Genomic DNA, 15,386 nt, shown 5'->3' with positions numbered 1-15,386 from the left:
TTTGGGGATTGAGTCGCCCGAATTCAACTCTGGTATGGCGGGAACCGGGGTGGTTGCAAATCCGGAATGCTTGAAACTGACTACCGAAACAAGCGACAGTGACCGCTTTGCATCTGTGAATGCTTGCGCTATCGGGTGAGGATGAAACTGATAATCGACACAGACCCCGGCATCGATGATGCATTGGCGATTGCCTACGCTGCGGCCGCACCCGAGATTGACTTGATCGGGCTGACCACCGTTTTCGGAAACACCCATGTCCATCAATCCAGCCGCAACGCGCGCTATCTGGTTGATAAACTTGGACTAGCTGTCCCTGTGGCGCAGGGTGCGCCCTTTGCCTATGGCGAGGACGACCATCGCCCATCCGAGCAGGTGCATGGGCCGGAAGGCTTTGGTGATCTGACTGAAATCCCCGAGATTGGGCAGAACCACGACCTGAGCGCGGCCGCTTTTCTGGTCGATATGGCCCGCCAACATCCCGGAGAGCTTGTCGTGTGCGCGGTCGGCCCCTTGACCAATATCGCGGATGCCATGGCATTGGATCCCGAATTCGCCTCGAATCTTAAACGCCTGGTGATCATGGGCGGCGCAGTCTATTGCCCCGGCAACATAACGAAACATGCCGAAGCGAATATCTACCACGATGCCAAAGCAGCCGATGCGGTGTTTTCGGCACCGCCAGAGACTGTTCTGGTCGGTTTGGATGTGACGCTGAAAACACTCTACAAGAGTGCTGATTTCGAGGATTTGGCCCTGAAATCGCCCGATATGGGGGCATTTCTGCGCGATATCTCTCGGTTCTATCTGAAGTTCTACAAAGAGATCGGAGGGTTGGAGGGCTGCGGCTTGCACGACTCGACCGCCGTCATCGCCTGCACGCATGATCATATGTTTGAGGTCGTTCAAACAGGATTGAAGGTGGCAACCGAAGGCGAGGCAATCGGAGCCACAATCCCGGATGAGGCGCGGCCCCCGGTTTGGGTCTGCCGGGACGTTGACGGGGCAGGGGTCGTTGATCTGTTTACGTCTCGCGCGGCCTCTCTGCCCTGACGGGTTGCAAAGACCCGGCGGATCGGGCAAATCCTGCCCGGTTCCGCGATCCGAGATGATGACATGACCCAGCAGTTTTCCTTTGACCTCAAAGCAAACGACGGCAAAGCCCGCACAGGCGTGATCAACACGCTACGCGGCGAGGTTCGCACACCTGCCTTCATGCCGGTTGGCACCGCAGCGACGGTCAAGGCGATGATGCCCGAAAGTGTACGTGCGACCGGAGCCGATATCCTGCTGGGCAACACCTACCATTTGATGTTGCGCCCCACAGCTGAGCGGATCGACCGTTTGGGCGGGCTGCACAAGTTCATGAATTGGGAACGTCCTATCCTGACTGACTCAGGCGGTTTTCAGGTCATGTCGCTGGCAGGTCTGCGCAAACTGACCGAAAAGGGCGTGACCTTCAAATCTCATATTGACGGCTCCAAGCATGAGCTGACGCCGGAACGGTCGATGGAAATTCAGCGCCTGCTGGGGTCGGACATCGTGATGTGTTTCGATGAATGCCCCTCGCTTCCTGCGGACCGGAAACGTATTGCCGAGTCGATGCAGCTGTCTATGCGATGGGCACAGCGCTCGCGCGATGCGTTCGGGGATCGCCCCGGCCACGCGCTGTTCGGGATTATGCAAGGCGGGCTGGAGCAAGACCTGCGTGAGGAAAGCGCCGAAGCTTTGAAGGCGATTGGATTTGAGGGCTACGCTATCGGTGGTCTAGCCGTTGGTGAGGGGCAAGAGGCGATGTTTGACTGCCTCGATTTTGCCCCCGATTTCCTGCCCGCCGACAAGCCGCGTTACCTGATGGGTGTAGGGAAACCGGATGATATCGTAGGCGCCGTGGCGCGCGGAGTGGATATGATGGATTGCGTTTTGCCGTCCCGGTCCGGTCGCACCGGTCAGGTGTTCACGCGATACGGTGTGGTGAACATCAAAAACGCGCGCCATGCTGATGATCCGCGCCCGCTGGACGAAGAGTGCACATGCCCGGCCTGTTCGAACTACTCGCGCGCCTACCTGCATCATGTCTTCCGTTCGAACGAGATGATCTCGGGCATGCTGTTGACCTGGCACAACCTGCATTACTTCCAAGAAATCATGCAGGGCATGCGCGACGCGATTGCGGCAGGAACGTTTGAGGCCTGGCAGGCCAATTTCCATGCGCAGCGCGCGCAGGGTGATATTGAGCCGATTTAGCGGGCACCGGCACAATTTCGGTGGATATCTTCCCGGCGCGCCTTGCGGTCAGCAGAACCTTTGGTCATGCTGCGCATTGAGCACGGTGGTGAGGTTGAAATAGGGCGGTAACAGCCCCACCTTAAACCATCCAAGACAGGAGACGGCCAGCGGTTGCCTCAAGCAGGGACCAGAGCCGTCTTGCCAATGATAAGGATAGAGCATGCAAGAGCCTCTGAATTCCTCATACCCCGTCCTGCCGCTGCGCGATATTGTGGTGTTCCCACACATGATTGTGCCGCTCTTCGTGGGCCGAGACAAATCGGTCCGCGCGCTGGAAGAGGTGATGCAGGATGATAAGCAAATTCTGTTGTCCAGCCAGATCGACCCGAGTGTCGACGATCCGGATGTGGATGGTATCTATCAGGCCGGTGTTCTGGCCAATGTGCTGCAACTGCTGAAATTGCCCGACGGCACCGTCAAGGTGCTGGTCGAAGGACAGGCGCGTGTGCAGATTACGGAATTCCTTGAAAACGATCAGTTTTTCGAAGCCCGTGCCGAGTATCTGACCGAAATCCCCGGCGACGTCACCACGACCGAAGCGCTGCTGCGCACCGTCGCGGATGAGTTTGAGCGCTACGCCAAGGTTCGCAAGAACATTCCCGAAGAGGCCTTGGCTGCTGTGGGTGAGACCACCGAGCCTGCCAAGCTGGCCGACCTCGTGTCGGGTCATCTGGGCATTGAAGTCGAGCAAAAGCAGGAACTGCTTGAAACGCTCTCGGTCAGTGAGCGGCTTGAGAAGGTCTACGGCCTGATGCAGGGCGAAATGTCGGTTCTGCAGGTCGAAAAAAAGATCAAGACCCGCGTCAAATCCCAGATGGAGAAGACGCAGCGCGAGTATTATCTGAATGAGCAGATGAAGGCCATTCAGAAGGAGCTTGGCGATGGCGAGGACGGCTCGAACGAAGTCGCCGAACTTGAAGAGAAGATCAACGAGACCAAGCTGTCGAAAGAAGCGCGTGAAAAGGCCGAAGGCGAGCTGAAGAAGCTGCGCAATATGAGCCCGATGTCGGCTGAGGCCACCGTCGTGCGCAACTATCTGGACTGGATCCTGTCGCTGCCGTGGGGCACCAAATCCCGTGTCAAAAAGGATCTGGGCCGTGCGCAGGACATTCTGGATGCCGATCACTACGGGCTTGAGAAGGTCAAAGAGCGGATCGTTGAGTATCTGGCGGTTCAGCAGCGTTCGAAAAAGCTGAAAGGCCCGATCCTGTGCCTTGTTGGCCCTCCGGGCGTGGGTAAAACCTCGCTGGGTAAGTCCGTTGCCAAAGCCACGGGGCGCGAGTTCATTCGTATCTCGCTGGGTGGTGTGCGCGACGAATCCGAGATCAGGGGTCACCGCCGGACTTACATTGGCTCGATGCCCGGTAAGATCATTCAGGCGCTGAAAAAGGCGAAGACCACGAACCCGCTGATCTTGCTCGATGAGATCGACAAGATGGGGCAGGATTTCCGTGGTGATCCGGCCTCGGCAATGCTTGAGGTGCTCGACCCGGAACAGAACAGCACGTTCATGGACCACTACCTTGAGGTCGAATATGACCTGTCCAACGTGATGTTCCTGACCACCTCGAACAGCTACAACATGCCTGGCCCTCTGCTGGACCGGATGGAGATCATTCCGCTGGCTGGTTACACCGAAGAGGAAAAATCCGAGATCGCCAAACAGCACCTGATCAGCAAGCAGGTCAAAAACCATGGCCTCAAAGCCAAGGAATTTGAACTGACCGATGAGGCGCTGCAGTCGATCATCCGTACCTATACGCGTGAGGCGGGCGTGCGGAACCTCGAACGTGAAATCGCCAAGGTGGCGCGGAAATCGCTGACCAAGATCATCAAGAAAGAGGCCGACTCGGTCACCGTGACGCCTGAGAATCTGGATGATTTCCTGGGCGTGCCCAAGTTCCGCTATGGTCTGGCCGAGCAGGACGATCAGGTTGGTGTCGTGACCGGTCTGGCGTGGACGTCGGTTGGTGGAGACCTGCTACATATCGAGGCGCTGAAACTGCCCGGCAAGGGGCGGATGAAGACCACCGGTAAGCTGGGCGATGTGATGAAGGAATCCATCGACGCAGCCTCATCTTATGTGCGGTCAATCTCGCCTCAGATCGGGGTGAAGCCGCCTCAGTTCGACAAAATCGATATCCACGTGCACGTGCCGGATGGCGCGACGCCCAAGGATGGCCCGTCGGCTGGTTTGGCAATGGTGACCTCGATTGTGTCCGTGCTGACCGGCATTCCGGTGCGCAAGGACATCGCCATGACGGGTGAGGTCTCACTGCGCGGGAATGCGATGCCGATTGGTGGTTTGAAGGAAAAACTGCTGGCTGCTCTGCGCGGTGGCATCAAGACGGTTCTGATCCCGGAAGAGAATGAAAAGGATCTGGCCGACATTCCGGATAACGTGAAAGAAGGGCTGGAAATCATCCCGGTCAAACACGTCTCGGAAGTGCTGAAACAAGCGCTGGTGGAAGAGCCTGAGCCCATCGAATGGGACGAAGCCGCGGAAGAGGCTGCGGCTGCGGCCGCAAAAGCAGCTGAAAGCTCTGGGCCGTCTGCAACGGCGCACTAAGGCACAAAGAAAAAGGCGGGGCAGGTCCCCGCCTTTTTTCTATAGCCCGATAACGGGTTGTTTCGGGTCCAAGATTTCCTCTTCTTCGATGTATTTCTGAAACTTTTCGTCTGCCAAGGACGACCGGACAGCTATGATGAAGACTGCCGTCGAGAACAGAATGCAGACCAGAATATCCCAGCCGAACGGGATGAGCTTCAGAGCACCTTCTCCGAACTGGCCAAATAGTGAGATTGCACCGATGCCGACGAAATAGGGCATCAGCCAACGCGCTTCGGCCACATCCATTTCATCCAGGCGATTGTGAAAGCGGATCAGCAACAAGATCATTCCGATGATCAACGCGATACCCAGACGCCAGACGGTGTCCCATCCGCTCCAATAAACGATCAGTGTAGCGATGGCGAAGGCCAGAGCGCCTACGAAACGGACAGCGGGGATTCGGATCGAGCGTGGGTGATCTGGCATCAGCTTTCTGAGGCATACGACAGCGATCGGCCCTACCGCGAAGGACAAGACAATGGCTGCCCCGTTCAATGCGATGACCGTGGTAAACGGGACTGTAAGCAGGAACAAAACTCCGATCCCGAAATTCAATGCAAGCGCCCAGAAGGGTACTCCGAACGAGGACAACTGCATAGTGCGATGAGGAAGAAATCCGTTCTTCGAAAGAGCCATAGCAATCCGGGCATTCGAACCCGTTGCAACAAGCCCATTGCCGAACGGTCCGATGACGGAGCCAACATTCAATACGCTTAAGAACCAGACAATGCCGACAGACATAATCACGGCATCCAACGGCCCTTCACCGCCGAAGCTGAGACTGGACCAGCCTTGTGCAAGGGAAGTTGGATCAAGGGCGCCGATGAATGCGATCTGTAGAGCTAGATAGATGGCCGCACACATCACGATCGACAGGACCAGCGCGGCTGGGATGGCGAATTTCGGGTTGCGGACCTCGCCCGCCATATCAACGATGTGGCGAAATCCGATAAAGGAGAAGATCACGCCCCCAGTCGACACTGCAGCCATGATGCCTTGCAGTCCGTATGGGGCGAAACCGTCGGGATGGTTGAAATTCTGCACCTCAAACCTGTTTGCAATCAAGAGTACTGAGAGAATGACGGGAATCGCTATCTTCGCCCAAGTTAGTGTGGCGTTGACACGTGTGAAGAATTTGACACCCAAGGCGTTGACGACAACGAACAGCAGCATGAAGGACAGAGCGACCAGCACACCTGCGCTCGTCAGATCTCCGGTCTCGGCAGCGTGCAACCACGGCGCATAGGGGGCTAAGTATTTCAACATTGCCTCAACCTCGATGGGCGCAGTGGTGTTGTAGCCGATCCAGGCCGTCCAACCCATTGCCATCGAGACGATGTTGCCATGCGAGAATTGGGGAACCCGGGCGATACCGCCGGGAATTGGCAGCATGGCCGAGATTTCAGCGAATGTGATGGCCAGAACAAACATGGCCACCGCGCCAATGATCCAGGACAGAACCGCAGCTGGTCCTGCATGTTGCACAGCCAAGAGCGGGCCGAACAGCCATCCAGAGCCTATAATGCCGCCAACGGAAATGAAGGTCAGACCCAGTAGGCCAATGTCACGCTTCAATTTGGCCATCTGCGTCAACCCTTTACACTGCGTACATCAAGGATACGCAGGCGGCTTCTGACCTGACAAGCGTTGTCTGAAGATGGAAAAATAGGAGGTGGTGGGTGATAAGAGATTTGAACTCCTGACATCTTCGATGTGAACGAAGCGCTCTACCACTGAGCTAATCACCCATTGCCCGGCGTCTTATCGCAGCTCATTCCCGGCTGCAAGACTTATAGGGGCAGGACCCCGGCCAGTCTGTAAGCCGGGGTCTGATGTTCTTAGAGGCCGGGCAGCTTGTCCAGAACGCCACGGCGACCGAAGGTTGTGCCGCGCTCGTTGCCCAGATTGATACGGACACCTGCGCCAAGGAAGGGTTCAGTGCTGCTGCCGCTGCCGATGGACAGGTGCGCCGCGCCGAATTCGCCATAGACCTGTGCGTTGGTGCCAACATTATAGGTCGCGCCGATCGAAAATGCACTGACGTCCAATGCACCTTCAATGTCGTTCAGGTAGTCGTATTTGCCGATCACAGTCCATTTATCATTAACGGCCCCTCCGGCCGAAAAGCCCAGGATCGCGCCATCCGCGCCAGAGGCTTCTTTCAGGTCTTGAAAGCCCAGATACCCTTCGATCTGTGCAGGGCCTGCGCCGAAACCGGCCTCAACACCGTAGAATTGGAACGTCTCGTCTTCGATATGGTCCTGCCCGTAGAAAGCTCCGAAAGAGGCGGTTTGCGTGTGCAGGTTGGCGTGCAGGGTGACGTTTGTGCCGTTATAGTCCTCGTCCTCGAACCGGTAGCCGCCCGCATCCAACTGCAGGCTGAACGCGCGGGAAAACGCCAGCTCGCCCGCGCCGTTAAGGTTGTAGACGTCGCCAAGATCGCTGTCTGTGAAGGTGGAATAGCCCAGGTCCACATATCCGCCAGTCACCTCGACGGCATATGCCGCGCCGGTCAGTAGAAGGCTGGTCAATGCACTGGTAGCAATGATTTTTTTCATGTTGCTGCTCCGATTTGTTTTTTTGTTGGCGCAGGTCAAAATGAGACTAAAGCGCATGAACGTCTGGTTAGTTTTTATCGTTAAGGATGAGTAGGGGTTTGGCGCGATTTCAATATGTTGTTGCAGGCGGGGCACAAATGCGCGGTCACACGCGCCGCGCCTCGAAGGATGGCCGAGGAGCGGCTGCAAACAAAAATCAGGCTTCAGGCAAAAAACTTCAAAACGCCGCTTGACGATGCCCGAGCGTAGCCATAATACACCCCAACGTTCAGCAACGAACGGGCAGCGGGCGGTTGTAGCTCAGTTGGTTAGAGTACCGGCCTGTCACGCCGGGGGTCGCGGGTTCGAGCCCCGTCAACCGCGCCATCGCTGCCAGACTTGGTCCAGTTCAAAGGCCACGAAAATAGATGCGCGGTTGTAGCTCAGTTGGTTAGAGTACCGGCCTGTCACGCCGGGGGTCGCGGGTTCGAGCCCCGTCAACCGCGCCATTTTCCCTTTAAAGTCCCGATAACAGAATGTTCTTGGCGTATCGCTAGCGTCGTTTCGGGCTGATGTCAGTATCTGTCGGCAATAATCAGTGCGTTCACAGTTTGTTCTAACTTTTCTGTTGGAGACTCAGCGCCGCTCGCCTATCTCTGAGGGACGTGTTTGTTGGGGGCCAGAATGGCTGAGCTGAAGAATATCGAGGTGCGCGGCGCGCGCGAGCATAACCTCAAGAGCATCGACGTGGATATCCCGCGCGACCAGTTGGTGGTGATCACCGGGCTGTCAGGCTCGGGCAAGTCCTCGCTGGCCTTCGACACGATCTATGCCGAAGGGCAGCGCCGCTATGTGGAAAGCCTGTCGGCCTATGCGCGGCAATTCCTCGATATGATGGAAAAGCCGGATGTGGACCATATCAGCGGCCTATCTCCGGCGATTTCGATCGAACAGAAAACCACGTCAAAGAACCCGCGCTCGACCGTTGGGACTGTGACCGAGATTTATGACTACCTGCGCCTGCTGTTTGCCCGTGCAGGGACACCTTACAGCCCTGCGACGGGTCTGCCGATCGAAGCGCAACAAGTGCAGGATATGGTCGACCGGATCATGACGATGGAGGAGGGGACGCGCGGCTACCTGCTGGCCCCCATCGTGCGCGACCGGAAGGGCGAATATAGGAAAGAGTTCCTCGAACTGCGAAAGCAGGGCTTCCAGCGCGTCAAGGTGGATGGAGAGTTCTATGAATTGGATGAACCGCCGACGCTGGACAAGAAATTCCGCCACGATATCGATGTGGTTGTGGATCGTCTCGTCGTTCGCGAGGGGATGGAGACGCGTCTGGCCGACAGCCTGCGCACCGCTCTGGATCTGGCTGATGGCATCGCAATTCTGGAAACAGCTCAGCGCGAAGGGGATCCTGAACGGATTACTTTCAGTGAAAACTTTGCCTGCCCGGTAAGCGGGTTTACGATTCCCGAAATCGAACCGCGCCTTTTTTCGTTCAACGCTCCGTTTGGGGCCTGCCCGGATTGTGATGGTCTGGGGGTTGAGCTGTTTTTTGACGAACGCCTTGTGGTGCCGGATCAGACACTGAAGCTGTATGACGGGGCCTTGGCGCCGTGGAGAAAGGGGAAATCTCCGTATTTCCTGCAAACCATCGAAGCCATCGCGCGCCACTATGAGTTCGACAAGAATACACCGTGGAAAGACCTGCCCAAGAAGGTGCAACAGGTGTTTCTGCGCGGCTCTGGGGATGAGGAAATCCAGTTCCGCTATGATGAAGGTGGGCGTGTCTATCAGGTGACGCGCAACTTCGAGGGCGTCATTCCGAATATGGAGCGTCGCTACCGCGAGACCGACAGCGCCTGGATTCGGGAAGAGTTTGAGCGCTACCAGAACAACCGTCCTTGCGGCACCTGCGAAGGCTACCGTCTACGCGCGGAAGCCTTGGCCGTGAAGATCGCTGGCCTCCACGTTGGGCAGGTAGTCGAGATGTCGATCCGTGAGGCTCTTGCTTGGGTCGAGGACGCTCCGAACCATCTGAGCGTTCAGAAAAACGAGATCGCACGAGCGATTTTGAAGGAGATTCGCGAACGCCTCGGGTTCCTGAATAACGTGGGATTGGAATACCTTACGCTGTCGCGTTCAAGTGGTACTTTGTCTGGCGGTGAAAGCCAGCGTATTCGTCTTGCCAGCCAGATCGGATCGGGTCTGACTGGCGTTCTCTATGTTCTGGACGAGCCGTCAATCGGCCTGCACCAACGGGACAATGATCGCCTGTTGGGCACGCTGAAAAACCTGCGAGATCAGGGCAACACGGTGATCGTCGTCGAACACGATGAGGAAGCGATCCGTGAGGCCGACTATGTGTTCGACATCGGCCCCGGAGCGGGTGTCCACGGTGGGCAGGTCGTCAGCAAGGGAACGCCAGCCGAGATCACGGCAGATGCGGCCTCCGTGACGGGGCAATATCTGGCTGGTACGCGAGAAATTGCGGTGCCTACTGAACGGCGCAAGGGCAACAAGAAAAAGCTGACCGTGGTGAAAGCGACGGGCAACAACCTCAAGAACGTGACGGCTGAGTTCCCTCTGGGGAAATTCGTCTGTGTCACCGGCGTTTCGGGTGGGGGCAAGTCGACGCTGACGATTGAGACGCTGTTCAAAACGGCCTCGATGCGATTGAACGGCGCGCGCCAGACGCCTGCGCCCTGCGAGACGATCAAAGGCTTGGAGCATCTGGACAAGGTCATTGACATCGATCAGCGCCCCATCGGTCGGACTCCGCGTTCGAATCCAGCGACTTACACTGGGGCGTTCACGCCGATCCGTGACTGGTTCGCCGGATTGCCTGAGGCCAAAGCGCGCGGCTACAAGCCGGGACGGTTCAGTTTCAACGTCAAGGGCGGCCGGTGCGAAGCGTGTCAGGGCGACGGTGTCATCAAGATCGAGATGCACTTTCTGCCCGATGTCTATGTCACCTGCGAGACCTGCAAGGGCGCGCGGTACAATCGCGAGACGCTGGAGATCAAATTCAAAGGCAAGTCCATCGCCGATGTGCTGAATATGACGGTCGAAGACGCGCAGGAGTTCTTCAAGGCCGTGCCGTCGATCCGCGATAAGATGGATGCTCTGGCGCGTGTTGGGCTGGGCTATATAAAGGTAGGCCAACAGGCGACCACGCTGTCTGGAGGTGAGGCGCAGCGGGTCAAACTGTCGAAGGAGTTGTCGAAGCGCTCAACCGGGCGGACGCTGTATATTCTGGATGAGCCGACGACGGGTTTGCATTTCGAAGATGTTCGTAAGTTGTTGGAAGTTCTGCATGAACTGGTCGATCAGGGGAATACGGTTGTCGTGATCGAACACAATCTGGACGTTGTGAAAACCGCGGACCACATCATTGATATCGGCCCGGAAGGTGGCGATGGCGGTGGCGAGATCGTTGCCACCGGAACACCGGAAGAGGTGGCCGAGGTCGAGCGGAGCCACACGGGGCGTTACCTCAAGCCGATGCTTTCAGGCACCCGTGTCGCGGCTGAATAGGCTGCGACACGGTTTTTTGCGAGGCTCTGCCTCGCGCTCCGGGATATTTTTAGCCAGATGAATGAAGGATCATTGTGCCTTATTCTCGGCTGCGTTTTTCAAATCTGGGCAGCATGGCTGAGAAATCCTGGCCCAAACCACCTTCGGCTTCAACGAACTGCTGATAGAGCGCAGTTGCGGCTTTGCCCATCGGGGTGTCGGCATCGGCACTTTCGGCAGCTTGCTGGCTGAGGCGCAGGTCTTTCAACATCAATTCGGCGGCGAAGCCCGGCTGATAGTCATTGTCCGCGGGGCTGGTGGGGCCGACGCCGGGAGCGGGGCAATAGGCGTTCATGGTCCAGCTATAGCCGGAGGACGTGCTGACCACGTCGAACATCTTTTGCCGGTCCAGACCCAGTTTGTCGGCCAAGGCGAAGGCTTCACAGGTTGCGATCATGGTGACGCCAAGGATCATGTTGTTACAGATTTTTGCCGCTTGTCCGGCTCCGGCCTCACCACAATGCACGGCTTTTTGCCCCATGATGTCGAAGAGCGGGGCGGCTTTGGCAAAGGCGTCGGATGATCCGCCAGCCATGAAGGTCAGGGTGCCGGCTGAGGCCCCTCCGATCCCGCCGGAGACCGGCGCGTCCACGGACAGAAGATGTGCGGCGACGGCTTGCTCTGCCACGGCTCGGGCGTTGTCTACGTCGACAGTCGAACAGTCTATCAACACCGCGCCCTGTTGCATGGCCGGGATGATCTGGTTGGCGACCGCGCGCAGGATGTCACCGTTCGGCAGCATGGTGATGACGGCATCGGCGCCCGAGACGGCCTCGGTTGCGGATTGCGCTTGCGTCACACCATCAACGCTTACGCCCGCCGTGTCGAAACCTGTCACCTGATGCCCGGCCTTCGCAAGGTTGGCCGCCATCGGCGCGCCCATATTGCCCAAGCCGATAAAACCGATTTGCATCTCTTAATCCTCCTGAAAAGTCAGTGCGTTCGCGCCAAGCGGTTGCAGCATTTTCGACACCGCGACAGCGGGTACTTTCATATCCGGATACTGCCAGCTTGGGCTACGATCCCTATCTATGATCAGCGCGCGAATACCTTCGATGAGATCTCCGTGTTCCTGCGCGCGGTAGGTGAACCGATACTCCATATCCAATGCACGATGCATTGTCAGGGACGGGCCGCGCAGGCGGTGGATCATCTCAACCGTGCAGGCCATGGAGAGCGGGGCATGCTTGCCCATCATGTCCATCGCTTTCGACGTGAAATCAGTATCTTCTGAGCGAAGGCTGATGAGGATATCCTCGAGTGTCTCGCCTGCAAAATACTGGTCGATCTCTGGTTGCATCTGTTGCAATTTCCCGTCGGGCGCGGGTTGGGCGTGATCGGTGACCAGTTCGGCATTGCCCGACGCCTCAAGCAATTCGATAAGGTCTGGCCAAGTGGCTTGAGGGATGAAGTGATCGGCGAAACCGGCGTAGATGGCATCCGCTGGCCCCATCCGGAAGGCGGTGAGGCCTAGATATTCGCCAAGCCGCCCAGGCGCCAATGCCAACATCAACGAGCCGCCGACATCCGGAACCAGCCCGATCGCGCATTCCGGCATCGAGATTTTCGAGGTCTCTCCGACTACGCGATGGGTTCCGTGGCAGCCGATGCCGACTCCGCCGCCCATTGTGAAACCCTGCAGAAAGCTGATGATGGGTTTGGGGTACGCGAAGATCAGCGCATTCAGGCGGTATTCATCGCGCCAGAAGGTTTGCCCGTGTGAGAAATCCCCCGCGAGACCGGTTTCATAGAGTTTGGCAATGTCGCCGCCTGCGCAAAAGGCTTTGTCGCCCTCGGCGTCGATGATGATCAGGTCGACCTCGTCGTCTTCGCGCCAGTTGCGCAGGGCGGTGTCGATGGCCAAGCACATCTCATAGCTCAGGGCGTTCAAAGCCTTTGGGCGGGTCAGGGTGATGCGCCCGGCGCGACCGGTCGTGCGAATGTCGATGTCAGGCATGATCCCCTCAGGTTCCGGCCAGCAGGTGGCGCGCCACGATCACGCGCATGATTTCGTTTGTGCCTTCGAGTATCTGATGCACCCGTAGGTCGCGCACAAGCTTTTCGATGCCATAGTCGGCAAGATATCCGTAGCCGCCATGAAGCTGCAGGCATTGATCCACGACATTTGAGCCGGTCTCGGTTACGAATTTCTTCGCCATTGCGCAGAATTTCGACGCATCCGGCGCGCCTTGATCCAGTTTCCAGGCAGCCTGCCTCAGGAAGGTGCGCGCGGCCTGCAATTCGATCTCCATATCGGCAAGGCGGAATTGCAAGGCTTGAAATTGGTCGATGGATTGCCCAAACGCCTTACGCTCGGACATGTATTGCAGGGTCATGTCCAACCCGGCCTGCGCAGCCCCAAGCGAGCAGGAGGCGATGTTCAGACGCCCTCCATCAAGGCCCATCATGGCGTATTTGAAGCCGTCGCCTTCGGAACCGACCAAATTGCCCGCGGGGATGTTGCAATCGTCGAACTGGACCTGCGCGGTGGGTTGGCTTTTCCAGCCCATCTTCTGTTCCAGCGCTCCAAAGCTCAGACCCGGCGTGCCGTCTTCGACATAGACGGTCGAGATTCCTTTTGGACCTTCCGCGCCCGTGCGGACCATGCAGACATAGGCATCCGAGTATCCGCCACCCGAGATGAAGGCCTTGGTACCGTTCAGAGTGTAGCCCTCGTTCGTGCGCTCAGCCCGCGTCTTCAACGCGGCGGCGTCCGAGCCGGAGCCGGGTTCGGTCAGGCAATAGCTCAGCACTGTATTCAGGCTCAGTACATCGGGCATGACCCGTGATTTCAGCTCATCACTGGCGAAACTGTCCAGCATCTTGGCGCACATATTGTGGATCGACAGGAACGCCGCGACCGAGGGGCAGGCCATGGACAGCGCCTCGAACACGAGGGTTGCGTCGAGACGGCTGAGATCGGCTCCGCCGCTGTCTTCCGAGACGTAGAGCGCGCCAAAGCCAAGCTCTCCGATACGGGGCCAAAGCTCTTTGGGGATTGTGCCTTCTGCCTCCCACTGGCGGGCGAATGGGGCAACGTTGTCCTGCCCAAATCCATAGGCCATATCGAAAATGGCCGTTTGTTCCTCGGTCAGCCCGAACTCCATTGCGCACCCTCCCACAGGCAAAGAATTGAACGATTGTTTATTTAGTAATCGTTACAGAACTATTTCAGGATGAGCAATCCTGAGAGCTGTTTGAGTGTAGGGTTCGCTAGAGGTCCGCGTGAAACTCCTCGATCAGATGGCGGACAACGGCCTGGCCGGGGTCTTCGCCCTTCGCGACAGCTTCAGCATGGACGCGCCGCTGGCGGGTGGCCGAGGTGCCTGTTTCTGCGATCTGACGCAGTCGGGCCAGTTCAGTCATGGTTCCCAAAGCCTCGGCATCTTCAGCCAGCATCCCCATGAGTTCGCCGATCAGCTCGGCCATGGGTTTGATCGACCGATCCCCAAAATCAATCAGCCCTTCGCCGACCCCATAGCGTTGCGCACGCCAGCGGTTTTCACCGATCAGGAAGCGGTCATACTGTCGCCAGCGCAGATTACGGGCCTTCAGGCGACACAGCATACGGGTCAGGGCCTGCACGAGCGCGGCCAGAGATAAGGTGTGCTCAAGCCGCGGCTGGACGTCCATGATGCGTGTTTCCAGCGTCGGGAACCGATGAGAGGGGCGTAGATCCCACCATATTTTCGTGGTGTCCTCGATCACGCCAAGCTCGACCAGGACGCCGGTTGTGCGTTCGTACTCGCTCCAACTATTGTAGACCGGCGGCAATCCCGTGCGCGGCAGGTTGTCGAACACGGTCAGGCGGTAGGAGGAAAGCCCCGTATCCTCGCCATTCCAGAACGGGGAGGACGCCGAAAGCGCCAGCAGATGGGGTAGGAAGTAACTGAGTTGCGGCATCAGGTCTGCGCGTAGGGCCGGGTCCGCGACCCCCACATGCACATGCATCCCGCAAATCAGCATCCGCCGTGCAACGCCGCCCAAAGCGTGTTGCAGCGCGTCGTAACGCTCTTTCCGTGTGTGGTGCTGTTTTTTCCAATCGGCAAACGGATGGCAGGACACGGCGATCGGGCTGAGGTTATACTCGGCGGCCCGCTTTGAAACACAAGAGCGCAGACGCCGGAGATCTTCGCGCGCGCTTTTGACGGTCGTGTGGGGGCGGGTACCAACCTCGATCTGGCACTGTAGAAATTCGGGGCTGACCTGTCCTTCAAAATCCGCCTGGCAGGCCTCCATCAATGCGGCGGGGGCCTCGGCCAGATGCAGGCTGTCGCGGTCGACCAGCAGGTATTCTTCCTCAATGCCGATCGTGAAATCTTGTTGCATGGGTCTACCTGCCATTTTCCAATGCAATCAGTGAATAC

10 protein-coding genes and 3 tRNA genes are annotated in these 15,386 nt (G+C 57.8%); 6 read left to right on the top strand and 7 right to left on the bottom strand.

The annotated features are described in order from the left end of the window. Positions 1 to 141 precede the first annotated feature (141 nt). The 3 genes from ACR0C3_RS02135 to lon all read left to right on the top strand — a co-directional run bounded on the left by ACR0C3_RS02135 (position 142) and on the right by lon (position 4,858). On the top strand, positions 142 to 1,053 hold the full coding sequence (locus tag ACR0C3_RS02135) for a nucleoside hydrolase (RefSeq protein ID WP_480756908.1): 912 nt from the start codon (positions 142 to 144) through the stop codon (positions 1,051 to 1,053). A gap of 63 nt (positions 1,054 to 1,116) precedes the next feature. Then, positions 1,117 to 2,247 carry a tRNA guanosine(34) transglycosylase Tgt gene (tgt, locus tag ACR0C3_RS02130; RefSeq protein ID WP_480756906.1) on the top strand — a complete coding sequence of 377 codons (1,131 nt, stop codon included), beginning with the start codon at positions 1,117 to 1,119 and terminating at the stop codon, positions 2,245 to 2,247. Positions 2,248 to 2,449: 202 nt separating this feature from the next. After that, entirely contained in the window at positions 2,450 to 4,858 is a 2,409-nt protein-coding gene (gene lon / locus ACR0C3_RS02125; protein WP_170373590.1) for an endopeptidase La, read from the top strand. A 39-nt stretch (positions 4,859 to 4,897) separates the two neighbouring features. Here the strand turns inward: lon and ACR0C3_RS02120 are convergent, their stop codons facing one another. The 3 genes from ACR0C3_RS02120 to ACR0C3_RS02110 all read right to left on the bottom strand — a co-directional run bounded on the left by ACR0C3_RS02120 (position 4,898) and on the right by ACR0C3_RS02110 (position 7,458). Beyond that, on the bottom strand, positions 4,898 to 6,484 hold the full coding sequence (locus ACR0C3_RS02120; protein ID WP_480756904.1) for an APC family permease: 1,587 nt from the start codon (positions 6,482 to 6,484) through the stop codon (positions 4,898 to 4,900). Between the two features lie 89 nt (positions 6,485 to 6,573). After that, positions 6,574 to 6,648 (bottom strand) — tRNA-Val (locus ACR0C3_RS02115). A gap of 90 nt (positions 6,649 to 6,738) precedes the next feature. After that, complete coding sequence (locus tag ACR0C3_RS02110) at positions 6,739 to 7,458, bottom strand: porin (protein WP_425082702.1); 720 nt, start codon at positions 7,456 to 7,458, stop codon at positions 6,739 to 6,741. Positions 7,459 to 7,747: 289 nt separating this feature from the next. On the opposite strand from ACR0C3_RS02110, the gene ACR0C3_RS02105 reads away from it, so the two are divergent. The 3 genes from ACR0C3_RS02105 (at position 7,748) to uvrA (ending at position 10,980) form a co-directional block, all read left to right on the top strand. Beyond that, positions 7,748 to 7,824: transfer RNA gene (locus tag ACR0C3_RS02105), tRNA-Asp, on the top strand. A 45-nt stretch (positions 7,825 to 7,869) separates the two neighbouring features. After that, positions 7,870 to 7,946: transfer RNA gene (locus ACR0C3_RS02100), tRNA-Asp, on the top strand. Positions 7,947 to 8,121: 175 nt separating this feature from the next. Further along, on the top strand, positions 8,122 to 10,980 hold the full coding sequence (gene uvrA / locus ACR0C3_RS02095) for an excinuclease ABC subunit UvrA (RefSeq protein ID WP_480756902.1): 2,859 nt from the start codon (positions 8,122 to 8,124) through the stop codon (positions 10,978 to 10,980). Between the two features lie 79 nt (positions 10,981 to 11,059). Here uvrA and mmsB read toward each other — a convergent pair whose 3' ends face one another. The 4 genes from mmsB to ACR0C3_RS02075 form a co-directional block, all read right to left on the bottom strand. Further along, positions 11,060 to 11,932, bottom strand: a complete 873-nt coding sequence (mmsB, locus tag ACR0C3_RS02090; protein ID WP_480756901.1) for a 3-hydroxyisobutyrate dehydrogenase — start codon at positions 11,930 to 11,932, stop codon at positions 11,060 to 11,062. Between the two features lie 3 nt (positions 11,933 to 11,935). Continuing rightward, positions 11,936 to 12,976, bottom strand: a complete 1,041-nt coding sequence (locus tag ACR0C3_RS02085; RefSeq protein WP_480756899.1) for an enoyl-CoA hydratase/isomerase family protein — start codon at positions 12,974 to 12,976, stop codon at positions 11,936 to 11,938. 7 nt (positions 12,977 to 12,983) lie between these two features. Further along, on the bottom strand, positions 12,984 to 14,126 hold the full coding sequence (locus ACR0C3_RS02080) for an acyl-CoA dehydrogenase family protein (protein WP_480756898.1): 1,143 nt from the start codon (positions 14,124 to 14,126) through the stop codon (positions 12,984 to 12,986). Positions 14,127 to 14,232: 106 nt separating this feature from the next. After that, on the bottom strand, positions 14,233 to 15,348 hold the full coding sequence (locus ACR0C3_RS02075) for a carboxylate-amine ligase (protein ID WP_480756897.1): 1,116 nt from the start codon (positions 15,346 to 15,348) through the stop codon (positions 14,233 to 14,235). Positions 15,349 to 15,386: the final 38 nt, after the last annotated feature.

This window comes from Ruegeria sp. CK3 (genome assembly GCF_056536565.1).
The sequence above is the reverse complement of the archived record's forward strand: the minus strand, read 5'-3'. Positions and strand labels throughout refer to the sequence as shown.

Excerpts from the sequence above, each read along its gene's own strand:
- ACR0C3_RS02135 (WP_480756908.1), top strand. The coding sequence starts at position 142 with ATGAAACTGATAATCGACACAGACCCCGGCATCGATGATGCATTGGCG.
- tgt (WP_480756906.1), top strand. The coding sequence starts at position 1,117 with ATGACCCAGCAGTTTTCCTTTGACCTCAAAGCAAACGACGGCAAAGCC.
- lon (WP_170373590.1), top strand. The coding sequence starts at position 2,450 with ATGCAAGAGCCTCTGAATTCCTCATACCCCGTCCTGCCGCTGCGCGAT.
- ACR0C3_RS02120 (WP_480756904.1), bottom strand. The coding sequence starts at position 6,484 with ATGGCCAAATTGAAGCGTGACATTGGCCTACTGGGTCTGACCTTCATT.
- ACR0C3_RS02110 (WP_425082702.1), bottom strand. The coding sequence starts at position 7,458 with ATGAAAAAAATCATTGCTACCAGTGCATTGACCAGCCTTCTACTGACC.
- uvrA (WP_480756902.1), top strand. The coding sequence starts at position 8,122 with ATGGCTGAGCTGAAGAATATCGAGGTGCGCGGCGCGCGCGAGCATAAC.
- mmsB (WP_480756901.1), bottom strand. The coding sequence starts at position 11,932 with ATGCAAATCGGTTTTATCGGCTTGGGCAATATGGGCGCGCCGATGGCG.
- ACR0C3_RS02085 (WP_480756899.1), bottom strand. The coding sequence starts at position 12,976 with ATGCCTGACATCGACATTCGCACGACCGGTCGCGCCGGGCGCATCACC.
- ACR0C3_RS02080 (WP_480756898.1), bottom strand. The coding sequence starts at position 14,126 with ATGGAGTTCGGGCTGACCGAGGAACAAACGGCCATTTTCGATATGGCC.
- ACR0C3_RS02075 (WP_480756897.1), bottom strand. The coding sequence starts at position 15,348 with ATGCAACAAGATTTCACGATCGGCATTGAGGAAGAATACCTGCTGGTC.